Source organism: Burkholderia sp. Nafp2/4-1b (genome assembly GCF_003635165.1).
In the GTDB taxonomy this organism is placed as follows: Bacteria; Pseudomonadota; Gammaproteobacteria; order Burkholderiales; family Burkholderiaceae; genus Burkholderia.
In genome coordinates this window covers 1-18,282 of the sequence record NZ_ML058638.1, presented here as the reverse complement: position 1 = coordinate 18,282, position 18,282 = coordinate 1, and the positions used below count along the sequence as shown (strand labels likewise).

The following is an 18,282-nucleotide window of genomic DNA, read 5'->3' as shown; positions in this document are numbered from 1 at the left end:
GTGGCCCGGGCAGTCGACGTGGGCGTAGTGGCGGTTAGCCGTTTCGTACTCGACGTGTGCCGTGTTGATCGTGATGCCGCGCGCCTTTTCTTCCGGTGCCGCGTCGATCTGGTCGTAGGCCTTCGCTTCGCCGCCGAACTTCTTCGTCAGCACCGTCGTGATCGCTGCCGTCAGCGTCGTCTTGCCGTGGTCAACGTGACCAATCGTACCAACGTTGACGTGCGGCTTGGTCCGCTCAAATTTACCTTTTGCCATGATTCTCTTCTTTCAAAAAATATCGGTTGGTAGCTGCAGATTTACTTCGACTTCGCGCTGATGATCGCTTCAGCAACGTTGCGCGGAGCTTCAGCGTAGTGCTTGAACTCCATCGTGTACGTTGCACGACCTTGCGTCAGCGAACGCAGCGACGTCGAGTAACCGAACATTTCCGACAGCGGCACTTCGGCGCGAACGATCTTGCCGCCGCCGACCATGTCTTCCATGCCCTGGACAATGCCGCGACGACCCGACAGGTCGCCCATCACGTTGCCCATGTAGTCTTCCGGCGTCTCGACTTCGACAGCCATCATCGGCTCGAGGACGACCGGGTTCGCCTTGCGCATCGCTTCCTTGAACGCCATCGAACCGGCCATGCGGAACGCGTTTTCGTTCGAGTCAACGTCGTGGTACGAACCGAACGTCAGGTGGACCTTCACGTCGACGACCGGGAAGCCAGCCAGCACGCCCGACTTCAGCGTGTCCTGGATACCCTTGTCGACCGCCGGGATGTATTCACGCGGAATCACACCACCCTTGATCTCGTCGAAGAACTCGTAGCCCTTGCCTTGTTCGTTCGGCTCGAGCGTGATGACAGCGTGACCGTACTGGCCGCGACCACCCGACTGCTTGACGAACTTGCCGTCGACGTCCTTCGCCGTCGAACGGATCGTTTCGCGGTATGCAACCTGCGGCTTGCCGACGGTCGCTTCCACGCCGAATTCACGCTTCATCCGGTCGACCAGAATTTCGAGGTGGAGTTCGCCCATGCCCGAAATGATGGTCTGGCCCGACTCTTCGTCGGTCTGCACGCGGAACGACGGGTCTTCCTGAGCCAGACGGTTCAGCGCGAGGCCCATCTTTTCCTGGTCAGCCTTGGTCTTCGGCTCGACAGCCTGCGAAATCACCGGCTCCGGGAACACCATGCGTTCGAGAACGATCGGGTTCGCCGGGTCGCACAGCGTGTCGCCCGTGGTTGCTTCCTTCAGGCCGACCGCAGCAGCGATGTCGCCTGCACGGACTTCCTTGATTTCTTCACGCTGGTTCGCGTGCATCTGCAGAATACGGCCGAGGCGTTCCTTCTTGCCCTTGGTCGAGTTCAGCAGCGTGTCGCCCGAGTTGACGACGCCCGAGTACACACGGAAGAAGATCAGCTGGCCGACGAACGGGTCGGTCATGATCTTGAACGCGAGCGACGAGAACTTCTCGTCGTCCGACGCCTTGCGCTCTGCTGCTTCACCGTTTTCGAGCTCGCCCTTGACCGGCGGGATGTCGACCGGCGACGGCAGGAAGTCGATCACGGCGTCGAGCATACGCTGCACGCCCTTGTTCTTGAACGCGGTACCGCACAGCATCGGCTGGATTTCGCATGCGATCGTACGGTCGCGCAGCGCCTTGACGATGTCGGCTTCCGGCAGATCGCCTTCTTCCAGGTACTTGTTCATCAGGTCTTCGTTGGCTTCAGCAGCCACTTCGACCATCTTTTCGCGCCATTCCTTGCAGGTCTCTGCGAGTTCGGCCGGGATGTCGACGTAGTCGAACTTCGTGCCTTGCGACGCTTCGTCCCAAACGATCGCCTTCATCTTGATCAGGTCGACCACGCCCTTGAAGTTTTCTTCCGAGCCGATCGGCACCACGACCGGGACCGGGTTCGCCTTCAGGCGCAGACGGAGCTGGTCGTAGACCTTGAAGAAGTTCGCGCCGGTACGGTCCATCTTGTTGACGAACGCGAGACGCGGCACCTTGTACTTGTTAGCCTGGCGCCACACCGTTTCCGACTGCGGCTGCACGCCGCCCACTGCGCAGTACACCATGCACGCGCCGTCGAGCACGCGCATCGAGCGCTCGACTTCGATCGTGAAGTCGACGTGGCCCGGGGTGTCGATGATGTTGATGCGGTGTTCCGGATAGTTGCCGCCCATGCCCTTCCAGAAGGCGGTGGTAGCAGCGGACGTGATCGTGATGCCACGCTCCTGTTCCTGCTCCATCCAGTCCATCGTTGCTGCGCCGTCGTGGACTTCACCGATCTTGTGGTTCACACCGGTGTAAAACAGAATGCGCTCGGTCGTCGTCGTTTTGCCGGCGTCGATGTGAGCGCTAATACCGATATTGCGGTAGCGCTCGATAGGAGTCTTGCGAGCCACTTTGATCCTCTACTGGGATGACACGATGCAGCGCTGCTGCATCGTGCTTCAACACAAACGGGCGAGGCGCCTGAAAAGCGCACCCGCCCGGAATTTATTTCCGAAAAGCCCAGCCAGGCGCTTAGAAACGGAAATGCGAGAACGCGCGGTTGGCTTCTGCCATGCGGTGAACTTCGTCGCGCTTCTTCATCGCGCCGCCACGGCCTTCGGCCGCTTCGGAGAGTTCACCTGCCAGGCGCAGAGCCATCGACTTCTCGCTGCGCTTCTTCGCAGCCTCACGCAGCCAGCGCATCGCCAATGCCATACGACGCGACGGGCGCACTTCGACCGGAACTTGATAGTTGGCACCACCAACGCGGCGGCTCTTCACTTCGACCACCGGCTTCACGTTGTTGAGCGCAACCGTGAACACTTCCAGCGGGTCCTTGCCACCCTTGGTCTGGATTTGTTCGAATGCGCCATAAACGATGCGCTCTGCGACCGACTTCTTGCCGGACAGCATCAGCATGTTCATGAACTTGGCTACATCAACGTTGCCGAACTTCGGATCCGGCAACACTTCCCGCTTGGGGACTTCGCGACGACGCGGCATGATTCTTCCTTTACCTGTTCAGTTGGAGCTGTATCCAGCCCCGCGGCCACCAACAAACCCGATCACATCTTCACGACTAACCAGCTTGGCCGGGTGACCACTTACTCGACAGCACCGGCAATCCGGCACTCCCGCCTTGACCGCCCTTGGGCGATCCCTGATCAAAAACTGCTTACTTGGCAGCCTTTGCACGCTTCGCGCCGTACTTCGAACGCGCTTGCTTACGGTCCTTGACGCCCTGGGTATCCAGCGAGCCGCGAACCATGTGGTAACGCACACCCGGCAAGTCCTTCACACGGCCGCCGCGGATCAGCACAACCGAGTGTTCCTGCAGGTTGTGGCCTTCACCGCCGATGTACGAAATCACTTCGAAGCCGTTCGTCAGACGAACCTTGGCAACCTTACGGAGTGCCGAGTTAGGCTTCTTAGGCGTCGTCGTGTACACACGGGTGCACACGCCGCGACGCTGGGGGCAGTCCTGCAGGGCCGGGCTCTTGCTCTTCGTCGTTTCCGACTGACGGCCTTTGCGAACCAGTTGGTTGATGGTTGGCATTGTTTATTCCTGAAATTGAACAAAATCTGCACATCGATTTCGGGCAAAGCGAGAATCGACGCACAGTTGACTTCCGAACCGGCGATACGGACACGAACCTTGGAACGCGACTCGGCCCGCCGAATACCGGAACCCAGCATCATATTCCGGAAATGCCAACTAAGTCAACGGCTTGCGTGATTTGCCCGCCGCGCGGGTGGTTTACCGAAAGGGTCGAAACAACTGTGGGTCGCACACATCACACCGATTCGACGACGTCGATGATTTCGTCGCCGAAGCGTTCGAGCTTGCGCACCCCCATGCCGGGGATATGACGCAGGTCGTCGATGGTCTCGGGCGCGTTGCGTGCGATTTCGGCAAGCGTCGCGTCGTGGAAGATCACGTAGGCCGGCACGCCGTCGGACTTCGCGGTTTCCGCGCGCCATGCGCGCAGCGCATCCCAGCGGGCGCGTTCGCGCGTGCCCATGCCGGCCGTCGGGTCGACGCGCGTGCCGCTGCGGCTCGACGACTGGCGCGTGCGCTGCGGCTTCACGTAGCGCCGCAGCGTGACCTTCTCCTCGTTCTTCAGTACCGGCTTCGCGGCCTCGGTCAGCATCAGCGCGCCGAAACCGCCGTGGTCGACCGCCAGATAGCCGTACGCGACAAGCTGGCGGAAAATCGCGCGCCACTCGGGCTCGGACAGCGACGCGCCGATCCCGAACGTGCTGAGCTGGTCGTGGCCGCGCTGCAACACCTTCTCGGTGCGGCCGCCGCGCAGGATCTCGATCAGATGGCTCGAGCCGAAATTGAAGCCGCTCGCGCGCTGCGCGCGGAACACGCACGACAGCGCCATCTGCGCTTCGCGCGTCGCGTCCCATGAATCGGGCGGCTCGAGGCATGTGTCGCAGTTGCCGCACGGCTGGCTGGCCTCGCCGAAATAGTTCAGCAGCCGCACGCGCCGGCACGAGATCGTCTCGCACAGCCCGAGCAGCGCGTCGAGCTTCGACGTCTGCACGCGCTTGTGCGCGTCGTCCGCATCGGACTCGTCGATCATCTTGCGCTGCTGGACGACGTCGCCAAGGCCGTACGCCATCCATGCGTTGGCCGGCATCCCGTCGCGGCCCGCGCGGCCGGTTTCCTGGTAGTAGCCTTCGACGCTCTTCGGCAAATCGAGATGCGCGACGAAGCGCACGTCGGGCTTGTCGATGCCCATGCCGAACGCGATGGTCGCGCACATCACGATGCCTTCCTCGCGCTTGAACATTTCCTGGTGCTGCTGCCGCACCTCGAACTCCATCCCCGCGTGATACGGCAGCGCGCGCACGCCCTGCGCCTTCAGCCATTCGGCCGTTTCCTCGACCTTGCGGCGCGACAGGCAGTAGACGACGCCGGCGTCGGTCGTGCCGTCGGCATTCGTATGCTCCGCGCGAATGAAATCGAGCAGCTGCGAACGCGCGTTGTCTTTCTCGACGATCCGGTAGCGGATGTTCGGGCGGTCGAAGCTGGACACGAACACGCGCGCGTCGTCGAGCGCGAGGCGATGGATGATCTCGTCGCGGGTGATCGCGTCGGCGGTGGCCGTCAGCGCGATGCGCGGCACCGACGGAAAACGCTCGTGCAGCACCGACAGCTGGATGTATTCGGGACGGAAGTCATGCCCCCACTGCGACACGCAGTGCGCCTCGTCGATCGCGAACAGGCCGATCTTCGCGCGCTCGAGCAGCTCGAGGAAGCGGCCGGTCATCAGCCGCTCGGGCGCGACGTACAGCAGGTCGATCTCGCCCTCGCGCAGCGCGCGCTCCGTCGCCGCGGCCTCGGCGCCTGACAGCGTCGAGTTCAGGTAGGCCGCGCGCACGCCGACTTCGCTGAGCGCGGCGACCTGGTCCTGCATCAACGCGATCAGCGGCGACACGACGATGCCGGCGCCCTGCCCGGCCTCGCGGCGCAGCAGCGCCGGAATCTGGTAGCACAGCGACTTGCCGCCGCCGGTCGGCATCAGCACGAGGCAATCGCCGCCGCCGGCGACATGTTCGACGATCTCGCCCTGCTGGCCGCGAAATGCGGGATAACCGAAGACTTCGTCGAGGATTTCGAGGGCGCGGGACATGAATGAGAGCGAGGACGGCGGAACGATGACCGCAATTTTAACAACCCGCTCGCGCCACGCGCCGCGAATCGTGCAACGTTGGCCGATCGGACAGGTGACGTGCGGGGACGTGCGCGCGCATGACGGGCCTGCACAACCGTGCGGCAAGCCCGTCATGCACGTGAACGACGGATAAAAAAAACCGCCCGGCGGACCGGGCGGTTTCGATGACAGCGAGGTCAGCAACGTGAGGCGGCTCGCGCCGCCTCGTGCTTACTCGGCTGCCGGGTGTTGCGGCTCTTCCGCCGGCGCGCTCGGCGTACCGAAGTCGAATGCCTCTTCCGCTGCGATCTGATCGAAACGCTCGCGGTCGGACATCTCCTTCGCCTTGCGTGCCTTGTGGAACGCGAGACCCGTACCGGCCGGGATCAGACGGCCGACGATCACGTTTTCCTTCAGGCCGCGCAGATCGTCGCGCTTGCCCATGATCGCCGCTTCGGTCAGCACGCGGGTCGTTTCCTGGAACGAAGCCGCCGAGATGAACGAGTCGGTCGACAGCGACGCCTTCGTGATACCGAGGAGCACGTTGTCGTACGAAGCCGGGCGCTTGTTCTCGGCGATCATGCGATCGTTCTCGTCCAGCATGTCGGAACGCTCGACCTGTTCGCCCGGGATGAAGCGCGTATCGCCGTTGTCGGTGATCTGCACACGACGCAGCATCTGGCGAACGATCACCTCGATGTGCTTGTCGTTGATCTTCACGCCCTGCAGACGATACACGTCCTGCACTTCGTCGACGATGTAGCGCGACAGCGCCTCGATACCCTGCAGACGCAGGATGTCGTGCGGATCGGCCGGGCCGTCCACGATCATTTCGCCCTTGTTGACGACCTGAGCATCGTGGACCAGCACCTGCTTTTCCTTCGCGATCAGGAACTCGTGCTGATTGCCTTCGAGGTCCGTGATGACGAGACGCTGCTTGCCCTTCGTGTCCTTACCGAACGACGTCGTACCGGTGACTTCCGCGAGAATGCCGGCATCCTTCGGCGAACGCGCTTCGAACAGTTCCGCCACCCGCGGCAGACCGCCGGTAATGTCACGCGTCTTCTGCGCTTCGGTCGGGATACGTGCAAGCACTTCACCCACCTGCACTTGCTGGCCGTCCTTCACGGTGATCAGTGCGCCGACCTGGAAGCCGATCTGCACCGCGTGCTCCGTGCCCGGGATCTTCACTTCGTCGCCGTTCGCGTCGAGCAGTTTCACCTGCGGACGCACGCTCTTCGAAGCCTGCGAACCACGCCGCTTCACGTCGATCACGACCAGCGTCGACAGGCCGGTCACGTCGTCGATCTGCTTCGCGACGGTCACGCCTTCCTCGACGTTCTCGAACTTCACCGTACCACCGTACTCGGTGATGATCGGACGCGTCAGCGGATCCCACGTGGCGAGCTGCGTGCCTGCCTTGATCGATGCGCCGTCGAGCTGCAGCAGCGTCGCGCCGTACGGCACTTTGTGACGCTCGCGCTCGCGACCGATATCGTCGGTGATCATCGCTTCGCCCGAACGCGAGATGACGATCTGCTCGCCCTTCGCATTCGTCACGTAGCGCATCGTCGCCGTGAAACGCACGATACCGTTGCTCTTCGCTTCGACCGACGACGCCACTGCCGCACGCGATGCCGCACCACCGATGTGGAACGTACGCATGGTCAGCTGCGTGCCCGGCTCACCGATCGACTGTGCCGCGATCACGCCGACTGCTTCGCCGACGTTCACGAGCGAGCCGCGGCCGAGGTCACGGCCGTAGCAGGCCGCGCACAGACCGTAACGCGTTTCGCAGGTCAGCGGCGTGCGCACGCGCACTTCGTCGATGCCGAGGCGTTCGATTTCCTCGACCGCCGTTTCGTCGAGCAGCGTGCCCGACTCGTACAGCGTTTCCTGCGTTTCCGGATTCACGACGTCCGCGACCGCGACGCGGCCGAGGATACGGTCGCGCAGCGCTTCGACGACTTCACCGCCTTCGACCAGCGCCTTCATCGCGACGCCGTTCGACGTGCCGCAATCGTCCTCGACCACCACCAGATCCTGCGTGACGTCGACCAGACGACGCGTCAGGTAACCCGAGTTCGCGGTCTTCAGTGCCGTATCAGCCAGACCCTTACGTGCACCGTGGGTCGAGATGAAGTACTGCAACACGTTCAGGCCTTCGCGGAAGTTCGCGGTAATCGGCGTCTCGATAATCGAGCCGTCCGGCTTCGCCATCAGGCCTCGCATACCGGCCAGCTGACGAATCTGCACCGCCGAACCCCGGGCGCCCGAGTCGGCCATCATGTAGATCGAGTTGAACGACTCCTGGCGCGTCTCGTTGCCGTCGCGGTCCGTCACCGGCTCCGTCGACAGTTGCTCCATCATCGCCTTGCCGACCGCTTCCGACGTTGCCGACCAGATGTCGACCACGTTGTTGTAGCGTTCCTGCGCGGTGACGAGACCCGACATGTACTGGCGGTCGTACTCCTTCACCTTCTTCGCGGCGTCGCCGACGATCGTTTCCTTCTGCGGCGGCACGAGCATGTCGTCCACGCAGATCGAAATACCGGCGCGCGTCGCGAGACGGAAACCCGACTGCATCAGCTGGTCGGCGAACACGACCGTCGCACGCAGACCGCACTTGCGGAATGCGGTGTTGATCAGGCGCGAGATTTCCTTCTTCTTCAGCGGCTTGTTCAGCACCGAGAACGGCAGGCCGTGCGGCAGGATCTCCGACAGGATCGCGCGACCGACGGTCGTCGCGTACAGCGAGATCTTCGGCACGAATTGCGGCGCGCCTTCCGACGTGTCCTCGTTGTGGACCATTTCGGTGATCCGCACGTTGACGCGCGAGGCCAGCTCGACTTCCTTGTTCTCGTACGCGCGGATCACTTCCGACACGCCCGTGAACGACAGGCCTTCGCCCTTGCCGTTGACCGCTTCGCGGGTCGCGTAGTACAGACCCAGCACGATATCCTGAGACGGCACGATCGACGGATCGCCGTTGGCCGGGAACAGCACGTTGTTCGACGCCAGCATCAGCGTACGCGCTTCCATCTGCGCTTCGAGCGACAGCGGCACGTGAACGGCCATCTGGTCACCGTCGAAGTCGGCGTTGAACGCCGCGCAGACGAGCGGGTGCAGCTGGATCGCCTTGCCTTCGATCAGGACCGGCTCGAATGCCTGGATACCGAGACGGTGCAGCGTCGGCGCACGGTTCAGCATCACCGGGTGCTCGCGGATCACCTCTTCGAGGATGTCCCACACCACCGGCGTCTGGTTCTCGACTTCCTTCTTCGCAGCCTTGATGGTCGTCGCGACGCCCATCACTTCCAGCTTGTTGAAGATGAACGGCTTGAACAGTTCGAGCGCCATCAGCTTCGGCAGGCCGCACTGGTGCAGCTTCAGCGTCGGGCCGACCACGATGACCGAACGGCCCGAGTAGTCGACGCGCTTGCCCAGCAGGTTCTGACGGAAACGACCGCCCTTGCCCTTGATCATGTCGGCGAGCGACTTCAGCGGGCGCTTGTTCGCGCCCGTCATCGCCTTGCCGCGACGACCGTTGTCGAGCAGCGAGTCGACGGCTTCCTGCAGCATCCGCTTTTCGTTGCGGACGATGATTTCAGGCGCCTTCAGCTCGAGCAGACGCTTCAACCGGTTGTTACGGTTGATCACGCGGCGATACAGGTCGTTCAGGTCCGACGTCGCGAAACGGCCGCCGTCCAGCGGCACCAGCGGACGCAGTTCCGGCGGCAGCACCGGCAGCACTTCGAGGATCATCCACTCGGGCTTGATGCCCGAGCGCTGGAATGCCTCGAGGACCTTCAGGCGCTTCGCGTACTTCTTGATCTTCGCTTCCGAGCCGGTGTTCTTCAGCTCGGTGCGCAGCGTCTCGACCTGCTCGTCGATGTTGATCGCGCGCAGCAGTTCACGCACGCCTTCCGCGCCCATCTCGGCACGGAATTCGTCGCCGTATTCCTCGACCTTGTTGTAGTAATCCTCTTCGGTCATGATCTGCCGCGCCTTCAGCGGCGTCATGCCCGGTTCGATCACCACATAGGCTTCGAAGTACAGCACGCGTTCGATGTCGCGCAGCGTCATGTCGAGCACCATGCCCAGACGCGACGGCAGCGACTTCAGGAACCAGATGTGCGCGACCGGCGAGGCCAGTTCGATGTGGCCCATGCGTTCGCGACGCACCTTCGCCAGCGTCACTTCGACGCCGCACTTCTCGCAGATCACGCCGCGGTGCTTCAGACGCTTGTACTTGCCGCACAGGCACTCGTAGTCCTTGATCGGCCCGAAGATCTTCGCGCAGAACAGACCATCGCGTTCCGGTTTGAACGTACGGTAGTTGATGGTCTCCGGCTTCTTCACTTCGCCGAACGACCACGAACGGATCTTGTCCGGCGAGGCCAGACCGATCTTGATCGCGTCGAAAACTTCTTCCTGTTGGACTTGCTTGAATAGATCGAGCAGAGCTTTCATTGCCTTCTCTCCGTAGTCCGATTAATTGCGGTCGAGATCGATATCGATACCGAGCGAGCGGATTTCCTTCACCAGCACGTTGAAGGATTCCGGCATGCCTGCATCGATCACGTGATCGCCCTTGACGAGGTTCTCGTAAACCTTCGTCCGGCCGTTCACGTCGTCCGACTTCACCGTCAGCATTTCCTGCAGCACGTAGGACGCGCCGTACGCTTCGAGTGCCCACACTTCCATTTCACCGAAACGCTGGCCACCGAACTGCGCCTTACCACCCAGCGGCTGCTGCGTGACGAGCGAGTACGGGCCGGTCGAACGCGCGTGCATCTTGTCGTCGACCAAGTGGTGCAGCTTCAGGTAGTGCATGTAGCCGAGCGTCACGCGACGTTCGAACATTTCACCCGTGCGGCCGTCGTACAGGCGGACCTGGTTCTTCGACGGGTTCATGCCGAGCTGTTCGGCGATGTCGTCCGGGAACGCGAGGTCGAGCATCTTGCTCATTTCTTCCTCGGTCGCACCGTCGAACACCGGCGTTGCAAACGGCACGCCTTCGCGCAGGTTCTTCGCGAGTTCGAGGATCTCTTCGTCGGTGAAGCTTTCCAGATCTTCCTGGCGGCCCGACTCGTTGTAGATCTTCGTCAGGAACACGCGCAGTTCCTCGATCTTCGCCTGACGCTGCAGCATTTCGCCGATACGCCAGCCGAGGCCCTTCGCGGCCCAGCCGAGGTGCACTTCCAGAACCTGACCCACGTTCATCCGCGACGGCACGCCGAGCGGGTTCAGCACGACGTCTGCCGGACGGCCATCGGCCATGTACGGCATGTCTTCGATCGGGACGATCTTCGACACGACACCCTTGTTACCGTGGCGGCCTGCCATCTTGTCGCCAGGCTGCAGACGGCGCTTCACCGCCAGGTACACCTTGACCATCTTCAGCACGCCCGGCGGCAGTTCGTCGCCTTGCGTGAGCTTCTTGCGCTTCTCTTCGAACGCGAGGTCGAACTGGTGACGCTTCTCTTCGATCGAGTTCTTGATCGCTTCGAGCTGTGCCGCTGCTTCGTCGTCCGCGAGGCGGATGTCGAACCAGTGGTAGTGGTCGAGGTCTTCCAGGTAAGCCTGGTCGATCTTCGTGCCCTTCGCGAGCTTCTTCGGACCGCCGTTCGCGACCTTGCCCACCAGCATGCGGGCGAGACGCTGGAACGCGTCGCCTTCCACGATGCGCAGCTGGTCGTTCAGGTCGAGACGGTAGCGCTTCAGTTCGTCGTCGATGATCTGTTGCGCACGCTTGTCGCGCTGGATGCCTTCACGCGTGAACACCTGGACGTCGATCACGGTACCGCTCATGCCCGACGGCACGCGCAGCGACGTGTCCTTCACGTCCGAAGCCTTCTCGCCGAAGATCGCGCGCAGCAGCTTCTCTTCCGGCGTCAGCTGGGTCTCGCCCTTCGGCGTGACCTTGCCGACCAGCACGTCGCCCGCTTCGACTTCGGCACCGATGTACACGATGCCCGATTCGTCGAGACGGCCGAGCTGGACTTCCGCCAGGTTCGAGATGTCGCGCGTGATTTCTTCCGGCCCGAGCTTCGTGTCACGTGCAACGACGTTCAGCTCTTCGATGTGGATCGACGTGTAGCGATCGTCGGCCACGACCTTCTCCGAGATCAGGATCGAATCCTCGAAGTTGTAGCCGTTCCACGGCATGAACGCGATCAGCATGTTCTGGCCGAGCGCGAGCTCGCCCAGGTCCGTCGAGGCGCCGTCGGCCAGCACGTCGCCGCGCGAGACCTTGTCGCCCATCTTCACGATCGGACGCTGGTTGATGTTCGTGTTCTGGTTCGAACGCGTGTACTTGATCAGGTTGTAGATGTCGACGCCGACTTCACCCGCGACGGCTTCGTCATCGTTCACGCGAATCACGATACGGCCTGCGTCGACATAGTCGACGACGCCGCCGCGGAACGCCTGAACCGTCGTACCCGAGTCGACCGCGCAGGTGCGCTCGATGCCCGTACCGACGACCGGCTTTTCGGGACGCAGACACGGCACGGCCTGACGCTGCATGTTCGAGCCCATCAGTGCACGGTTCGCGTCGTCGTGCTCGAGGAACGGGATCAGCGAAGCTGCAACCGACACGATCTGCGACGGCGCGACGTCCATGTACTGGATACGATCCGGCGTGACCATCATCGTTTCGCCGGCTTCACGCGACGACACGAGTTCGTCGATCAGCTGACCGTTCTCGTCGATCGCGGCGTTCGCCTGCGCGATCATGTAGCGGCCTTCCTCGATCGCCGACAGGTAGTCGATCTGGTCGGTCACCTTGCTGTCCACGACCTTGCGGTACGGCGTCTCGAGGAAGCCGTACTCGTTCAGGTGCGCGTACAGCGCGAGCGAGTTGATCAGACCGATGTTCGGACCTTCCGGCGTTTCGATCGGGCACACGCGACCATAGTGGGTCGGGTGCACGTCGCGCACTTCGAAGCCTGCGCGTTCGCGCGTCAGACCGCCCGGGCCCAGTGCGGAAACACGGCGCTTGTGCGTGATTTCCGACAGCGGGTTGGTCTGGTCCATGAACTGCGACAGCTGCGACGAACCGAAGAACTCGCGGATCGCCGACGAAATCGGCTTCGAGTTGATCAGGTCGTGCGGCATCAGGTTTTCGCTTTCGGCCTGGCCGAGGCGTTCCTTGACCGCGCGCTCGACACGCACGAGACCCGCGCGGAACTGGTTTTCCGCCAGTTCGCCGACGCAACGCACGCGACGGTTGCCGAGGTGGTCGATGTCGTCCACTTCGCCCTTGCCGTTGCGCAGCTCGACGAGGATCTTGATCGTCGCGAGGATGTCGTCGTCCTGCAGCGTCATCGGGCCGACGATCTCGTCACGGCCGACGCGGCGGTTGAACTTCATACGGCCGACCTTCGACAGGTCGTACGCTTCTTCGCTGTAGAACAGACGGTTGAACAGCGCCTCGACCGCTTCTTCGGTCGGCGGTTCGCCCGGACGCATCATGCGGTAGATCGCGATGCGTGCGGCCGTCTTGTCGGTCGTTTCGTCGACACGCAGCGTCGACGAGATGTACGGACCCTGGTCCAGATCGTTCGTGTAGAGCGTCTGGATGTCCTTGATGCCCGCTTCGCGCAGCTTCTCGAGCACGCTTTCCGTGACTTCGTCGTTCGCGCTCGCGATCACTTCGCCGGTGTCGCCATCGACGACGTTCTTCGCCAGCACGCGGCCGAGCAGATAGTCTTCCGGCACCGAGATGAACTTGGTCTTCGCGGCTTCGAGGTCGCGAATGTGCTTCGCGTTGATCCGCTTGTCCTTCTGGACGATGACCTTGCCATCACGATCCGTGATGTCGAAGCGCGCGACTTCACCACGCAGGCGCTCGGGCACGAACTCGAGTTGCGCGCCTTCGTCCATCAGCGTGAAGTTGTCGAACACGAAGAAGTTCGCGAGGATCTGTTCCGGCGTGAGGCCGATGGCCTTCAGCAGGATCGTGACCGGCATCTTGCGGCGACGGTCGACGCGGAAGTACAGGATGTCCTTCGGATCGAATTCGAAGTCGAGCCACGAGCCGCGGTACGGAATGATCCGTGCCGAGAACAGCAGCTTGCCCGAGCTGTGCGTCTTGCCCTTGTCGTGTTCGAAGAACACGCCCGGCGAACGGTGCAGCTGCGAGACGATGACACGCTCGGTGCCGTTGATGACGAACGAGCCCGTCGGCGTCATGAGCGGCATTTCGCCCATGTACACTTCCTGCTCCTTCACTTCCTTGACGACCGGCTTGTTCGGCGATTCCTTGTCGAGGATGACGAGGCGGACCTTCGCGCGCAGCGCGGAGCAGTACGTCAGGCCCCGCTGCTGGCATTCCTTGATGTTGAATGCCGGCGAGGACAGCGCATAGCTCACGAACTCGAGGCGCGCGAAACCGTTGTGCGAAACAATGGGAAATACCGATGTGAATGCGGCCTGCAAACCTTCAGGCTTGCGTTGCGTGCCGGGCACATCAGCTTGCAGAAACGTGCTGAATGATTCAAGCTGGGTAGCCAGCAAGAACGGAACTTGGTGAACGATGGGGCGCTTCGCGAAACTCTTGCGAATGCGCTTCTTCTCGGTGAAGGAATATTGCATACGATCTCCGAATCACGGCGGGTGCTATCGAGGTGGGATACCTGGACGTTTCAAACCCGAGTGTTCACCGACTGAGACCCGATGGCCGCCCGATGGCTTGAACGAGCCGAGAAGCTTGGTGGTTGGCCGCTACCAACCGCTGGCTGACGGCAGCGGATGCCTGTGTTGCCCGCTACCCGACCAAACTTGCCTTCTGCAGTCGCTTCAGAAGACAAAGAGAAACGCCAATCGTGACCATTGACAACGATTAGGCGGTTTTCTTTGGCTTCTGGGGCCGATCATTCGGGCTCCCAAAAGAGTGCCAGAATAACGTCCCCACAAAGCACAAAAAGGCCGGCGGTGAAAATACCGCCAGCCTTCGCACAGCGCGTCGAAACTTACTTGACTTCGACCTTCGCGCCTGCGTCTTCCAGCTTCTTCTTGGCTTCTTCAGCAGTAGCCTTGTCGACGCCTTCCTTGACAGCCTTCGGTGCGCCGTCAACGACGTCCTTCGCTTCCTTCAGGCCCAGGCCCGTCAGTTCGCGAACTGCCTTGATGACTGCAACCTTGTTGCTGCCTGCTTCAGCCAGGACGACCGTGAATTCGGTCTTCTCTTCTGCAGCAGCAGCAGCGCCGCCGCCTGCCGGGCCAGCGACTGCCACTGCAGCTGCCGACACGCCAAACTTCTCTTCGAACGCCTTGACCAGTTCGTTCAGTTCCAGAACGGTCATCCCTTCGACTGCTGCCAGGATGTCTTCTTTTGCGATTGCCATTTGAAATACTCCTAAATTGAATTCGGATACAGCCAGCGATCAGTAACGCTGATGCACGTTCGCTTATGCAGCTTCCGCTTGCTTCTTCTCGGCGAGCGCGGCGAGAGCACGCGCAAAGCCCGAAACAGGCGATTGCATAACGAACAGCAGCTTCGAGAGCAGTTCTTCGCGGCTCGGGATGCTTGCCAGCGCTTGCACGCCAGCCTTGTCCATCACCTTGCCATCGAACGAACCAGCCTTGATGACCAACTTGTCATTGCCCTTGCTGAAGTCGTTGACGACCTTAGCAGCAGCAATTGCATCTTCCGAGATGCCGTAGATCAGGGGACCAGTCATCTGCTCTGCCAGCGGAGCAAAAGGCGTACCTTCGACAGCGCGACGCGCCAGCGTGTTCTTCAACACGCGCAGGTAAACCTGTTGCTCACGCGCTTTCGCGCGCAGCTTGGTCAGATCGCCAACCGCAATTCCACGATACTCAGCCAGCACAACGGTCTGGGCCTTCGCGACTTGCGCGGCAACCTCAGCGACGACGGCTTGCTTGTCTTCTCTATTAAGCGGCACGGTTAGCCTCCAGAAACGATACGCTCGGCGCGGCCGGCATGGCCGAAACCTCACGTACCTCGTTCAACAACGGCGTCCGACCTCGTTAGGAGTATTTCCACCTCACGCCGTGAATCGCTTCACGACCTGCGGCTTCACCACTGCAAAACTTTTTCGGGTTCGCCATCTGCGTTGGCTTGAATTAAGGGATCGCCCGCCTGCTGCGCCCCACCAACGGTCTTTGATAACCGGTTGCCCGCCCTGCTGCACGAACAACCGCCCAAAGCCCATGTAGGCCGCTTCGCGAACGAAGCGGCCCAAATACTTGCTTACTGCGCTGCCAGCGTAGCCTGGTCGACACGCACGCCGACGCCCATCGTGCTCGACAGTGCGATCTTGCGCAGGTAGACGCCCTTGCTCGTTGCCGGCTTGGCCTTCTGCAGCGCTTCGATCAGTGCCGACAGGTTCGAACGCAGTGCGGTCGCTTCGAACGATGCACGGCCGATGGTCGCGTGGATGATACCGGCCTTGTCGACACGGAATTGCACCTGACCAGCCTTCGCGTTCTTGACTGCAGTCGCGACGTCCGGCGTGACCGTGCCGACCTTCGGGTTCGGCATCAGGCCGCGCGGGCCGAGGATCTGACCGAGCGTACCGACGATACGCATCGTGTCCGGCGAAGCGATCACGATGTCGAAGTCCATCTGGCCAGCCTTGATCTGCTCAGCCAGGTCTTCCATACCGACGATTTCCGCGCCTGCTGCACGAGCCTGCTCGGCCTTGTCGCCTTGCGCGAACACGGCAACGCGAACCGACTTGCCCGTACCTGCCGGCAGAACGACCGAACCACGAACCACTTGGTCCGACTTCTTTGCATCGATGCCGAGCTGAACTGCGACGTCGATCGACTCGTTGAACTTCGCGCTCGCGCATTCCTTCACGAGTGCCAGTGCGTCTTCGATCGCGTACAGCTTCTGACGGTCGACCTTGGCGGCAAATGCCTGACGGCGCTTGGAGATCTTAGCCATTTACACGCCCTCCACAGTGATGCCCATCGAGCGTGCGCTACCAGCGATGGTGCGAACGGCTGCGTCCAGATCAGCTGCCGTAAGGTCCGGCATCTTGGTCTTCGCGATTTCTTCGGCTTGAGCGCGCGTGATCGAACCGACCTTGTCGGTGTGCGGCTTGCTCGAGCCCTTGTCCACCTTCGCCGCCTTCTTGATCAGGACGGTCGCCGGCGGCGTCTTCATCACGAACGTGAAGCTCTTGTCAGCGAATGCCGTGATGACCACCGGCACCGGCAGACCCGGCTCCATGCCTTGAGTCTGCGCGTTGAACGCCTTGCAGAACTCCATGATGTTCAGGCCGCGCTGGCCCAGTGCCGGACCGACCGGCGGCGACGGGTTGGCTTTACCTGCAGGAATCTGCAGCTTGATAAAGCCGACAATCTTCTTTGCCATTTGTAAACCTCGTTGGAACGCCAGACGGCGTTCGGTGAGTGATAACGCGCGTTCGCCGCTGGCTACTGACGCTCCTCAACGGCCATAACGCGGACCGTAAGCGCGAAGGTGGGCAGCCGAGGCTGCCCACCGAATCGGGATCAAACTTTTTCGACCTGGCCGAACTCGAGTTCGACAGGAGTGGATCGACCAAAGATCGTGACCGACACACGCACACGCGATTTTTCGTAGTTGACTTCTTCGACCGTGCCGTTGAAGTCCGTGAACGGGCCTTCCTTGACACGCACCATCTCGCCAACTTCGAACAGGGTCTTCGGGCGCGGCTTTTCGACGCCTTCCTGCATCTGCGACATGATCTTTTCGACTTCCTTCGGGGAAATCGGGGTCGGGCGGTTGCGCGCACCGCCGACGAAACCGGTGACCTTCGCCGTGTTCTTCACGAGGTGCCACGTTTCGTCCGTCATTTCCATTTCCACCAGCACGTAGCCGGGGAAGAAACGACGCTCGGTCACAGCCTTGTGGCCGCCTTTGACTTCGACCACTTCTTCGGTCGGGACCAGGATCTGACCGAATTTGTCCTGCATGCCAGCACGTTCAATGCGCTCCTGAAGCGCACGTTGCACGCTCTTCTCCATACCGGAGTAGGCGTGCACGACGTACCAACGCTTTCCGCTCGGGGATGCCGGAGTATCGCTCATATCATTTCCAACCCAGAATCGCCGAGAAAATCACCCATTCGATCGATTTGTCACTCAACCAGAGGAAAATCGCCATCACGAGCACGAAACCGAACACGACGAGTGTGGTTTGCGTTGCTTCCTTGCGGGTGGGCCAAACGACCTTGCGGACTTCCTTGTACGAATCCTTGGCAAACGCGATGAGGCCTTTGCCAGGTGCGGACATCAAGCCGACGGCCACGCCGGCGATGATACCTACCGCCAATGCGGCACCGCGGACATACCACTGCTGGTTGGCCAGCCAGAAGAAGCCCACGAATCCGGCCAAGACCAACAATACGCCCAGGGCCAGCATCAGCTTATCGCCGGAGGTATTTACAGTTTCGACGGATGGATTCGCCATAACACCTTAAAACAAATGCCACGTGGGACACGTGGCGATTTTTGGCAGGGGCAGAGGGAATCGAACCCCCAACCTTCGGTTTTGGAGACCGACGCTCTGCCAGTTGAGCTATACCCCTAAACCATGCTGGGGCCGGCTGATGCCAGCCCCAAAACTGTCGATCAACGAATAACTGGCTTACTCGATGATCTTGGCGAC

The 18,282-nt window shown here is 61.5% G+C and carries 13 protein-coding genes and 1 tRNA gene; all 14 read right to left on the bottom strand.

Features of this window, described 5'->3' with window-relative positions:
• Window positions 1-255 (bottom strand): GTP-binding protein (locus tag C7H84_RS33650; RefSeq protein ID WP_240462172.1); only part of this gene is annotated, 255 nt, incomplete at its 3' end.
• 41 nt (window positions 256-296) lie between these two features.
• Window positions 297-2,399 (bottom strand): elongation factor G, encoded by a 2,103-nt coding sequence (gene fusA, locus C7H84_RS33645; RefSeq protein WP_121862850.1) that lies wholly within the window; start codon window positions 2,397-2,399, stop codon window positions 297-299.
• A gap of 121 nt (window positions 2,400-2,520) precedes the next feature.
• Window positions 2,521-2,991 (bottom strand): 30S ribosomal protein S7, encoded by a 471-nt coding sequence (gene rpsG, locus C7H84_RS33640; RefSeq protein ID WP_006477195.1) that lies wholly within the window; start codon window positions 2,989-2,991, stop codon window positions 2,521-2,523.
• A 172-nt stretch (window positions 2,992-3,163) separates the two neighbouring features.
• Window positions 3,164-3,544, bottom strand: coding sequence for a 30S ribosomal protein S12 (rpsL, locus tag C7H84_RS33635; protein WP_006400662.1), 381 nt, complete (start codon window positions 3,542-3,544; stop codon window positions 3,164-3,166).
• A 238-nt stretch (window positions 3,545-3,782) separates the two neighbouring features.
• Complete coding sequence (gene recQ / locus C7H84_RS33625) at window positions 3,783-5,630, bottom strand: DNA helicase RecQ (protein ID WP_121862849.1); 1,848 nt, start codon at window positions 5,628-5,630, stop codon at window positions 3,783-3,785.
• Window positions 5,631-5,882: 252 nt separating this feature from the next.
• Entirely contained in the window at window positions 5,883-10,124 is a 4,242-nt protein-coding gene (gene rpoC, locus C7H84_RS33620) for a DNA-directed RNA polymerase subunit beta' (protein WP_121862848.1), read from the bottom strand.
• A 21-nt stretch (window positions 10,125-10,145) separates the two neighbouring features.
• Window positions 10,146-14,252 carry a DNA-directed RNA polymerase subunit beta gene (gene rpoB / locus C7H84_RS33615; protein ID WP_121862847.1) on the bottom strand — a complete coding sequence of 1,369 codons (4,107 nt, stop codon included), beginning with the start codon at window positions 14,250-14,252 and terminating at the stop codon, window positions 10,146-10,148.
• Between the two features lie 377 nt (window positions 14,253-14,629).
• Window positions 14,630-15,004 (bottom strand): 50S ribosomal protein L7/L12, encoded by a 375-nt coding sequence (gene rplL, locus C7H84_RS33610; RefSeq protein WP_121862846.1) that lies wholly within the window; start codon window positions 15,002-15,004, stop codon window positions 14,630-14,632.
• A gap of 63 nt (window positions 15,005-15,067) precedes the next feature.
• Entirely contained in the window at window positions 15,068-15,565 is a 498-nt protein-coding gene (gene rplJ / locus C7H84_RS33605; protein WP_059599773.1) for a 50S ribosomal protein L10, read from the bottom strand.
• Between the two features lie 308 nt (window positions 15,566-15,873).
• Window positions 15,874-16,572 carry a 50S ribosomal protein L1 gene (gene rplA / locus C7H84_RS33600; protein ID WP_121862845.1) on the bottom strand — a complete coding sequence of 233 codons (699 nt, stop codon included), beginning with the start codon at window positions 16,570-16,572 and terminating at the stop codon, window positions 15,874-15,876.
• Window positions 16,573-17,004, bottom strand: coding sequence for a 50S ribosomal protein L11 (rplK, locus tag C7H84_RS33595; RefSeq protein ID WP_006753591.1), 432 nt, complete (start codon window positions 17,002-17,004; stop codon window positions 16,573-16,575).
• 140 nt (window positions 17,005-17,144) lie between these two features.
• Complete coding sequence (nusG, locus tag C7H84_RS33590) at window positions 17,145-17,702, bottom strand: transcription termination/antitermination protein NusG (protein WP_006400672.1); 558 nt, start codon at window positions 17,700-17,702, stop codon at window positions 17,145-17,147.
• 1 nt (window position 17,703) lies between these two features.
• Window positions 17,704-18,084, bottom strand: a complete 381-nt coding sequence (gene secE / locus C7H84_RS33585) for a preprotein translocase subunit SecE (RefSeq protein WP_006753590.1) — start codon at window positions 18,082-18,084, stop codon at window positions 17,704-17,706.
• 42 nt (window positions 18,085-18,126) lie between these two features.
• A tRNA-Trp gene (locus C7H84_RS33580) sits at window positions 18,127-18,202 on the bottom strand.
• Between the last annotated feature and the right edge of the window lie 80 nt (window positions 18,203-18,282).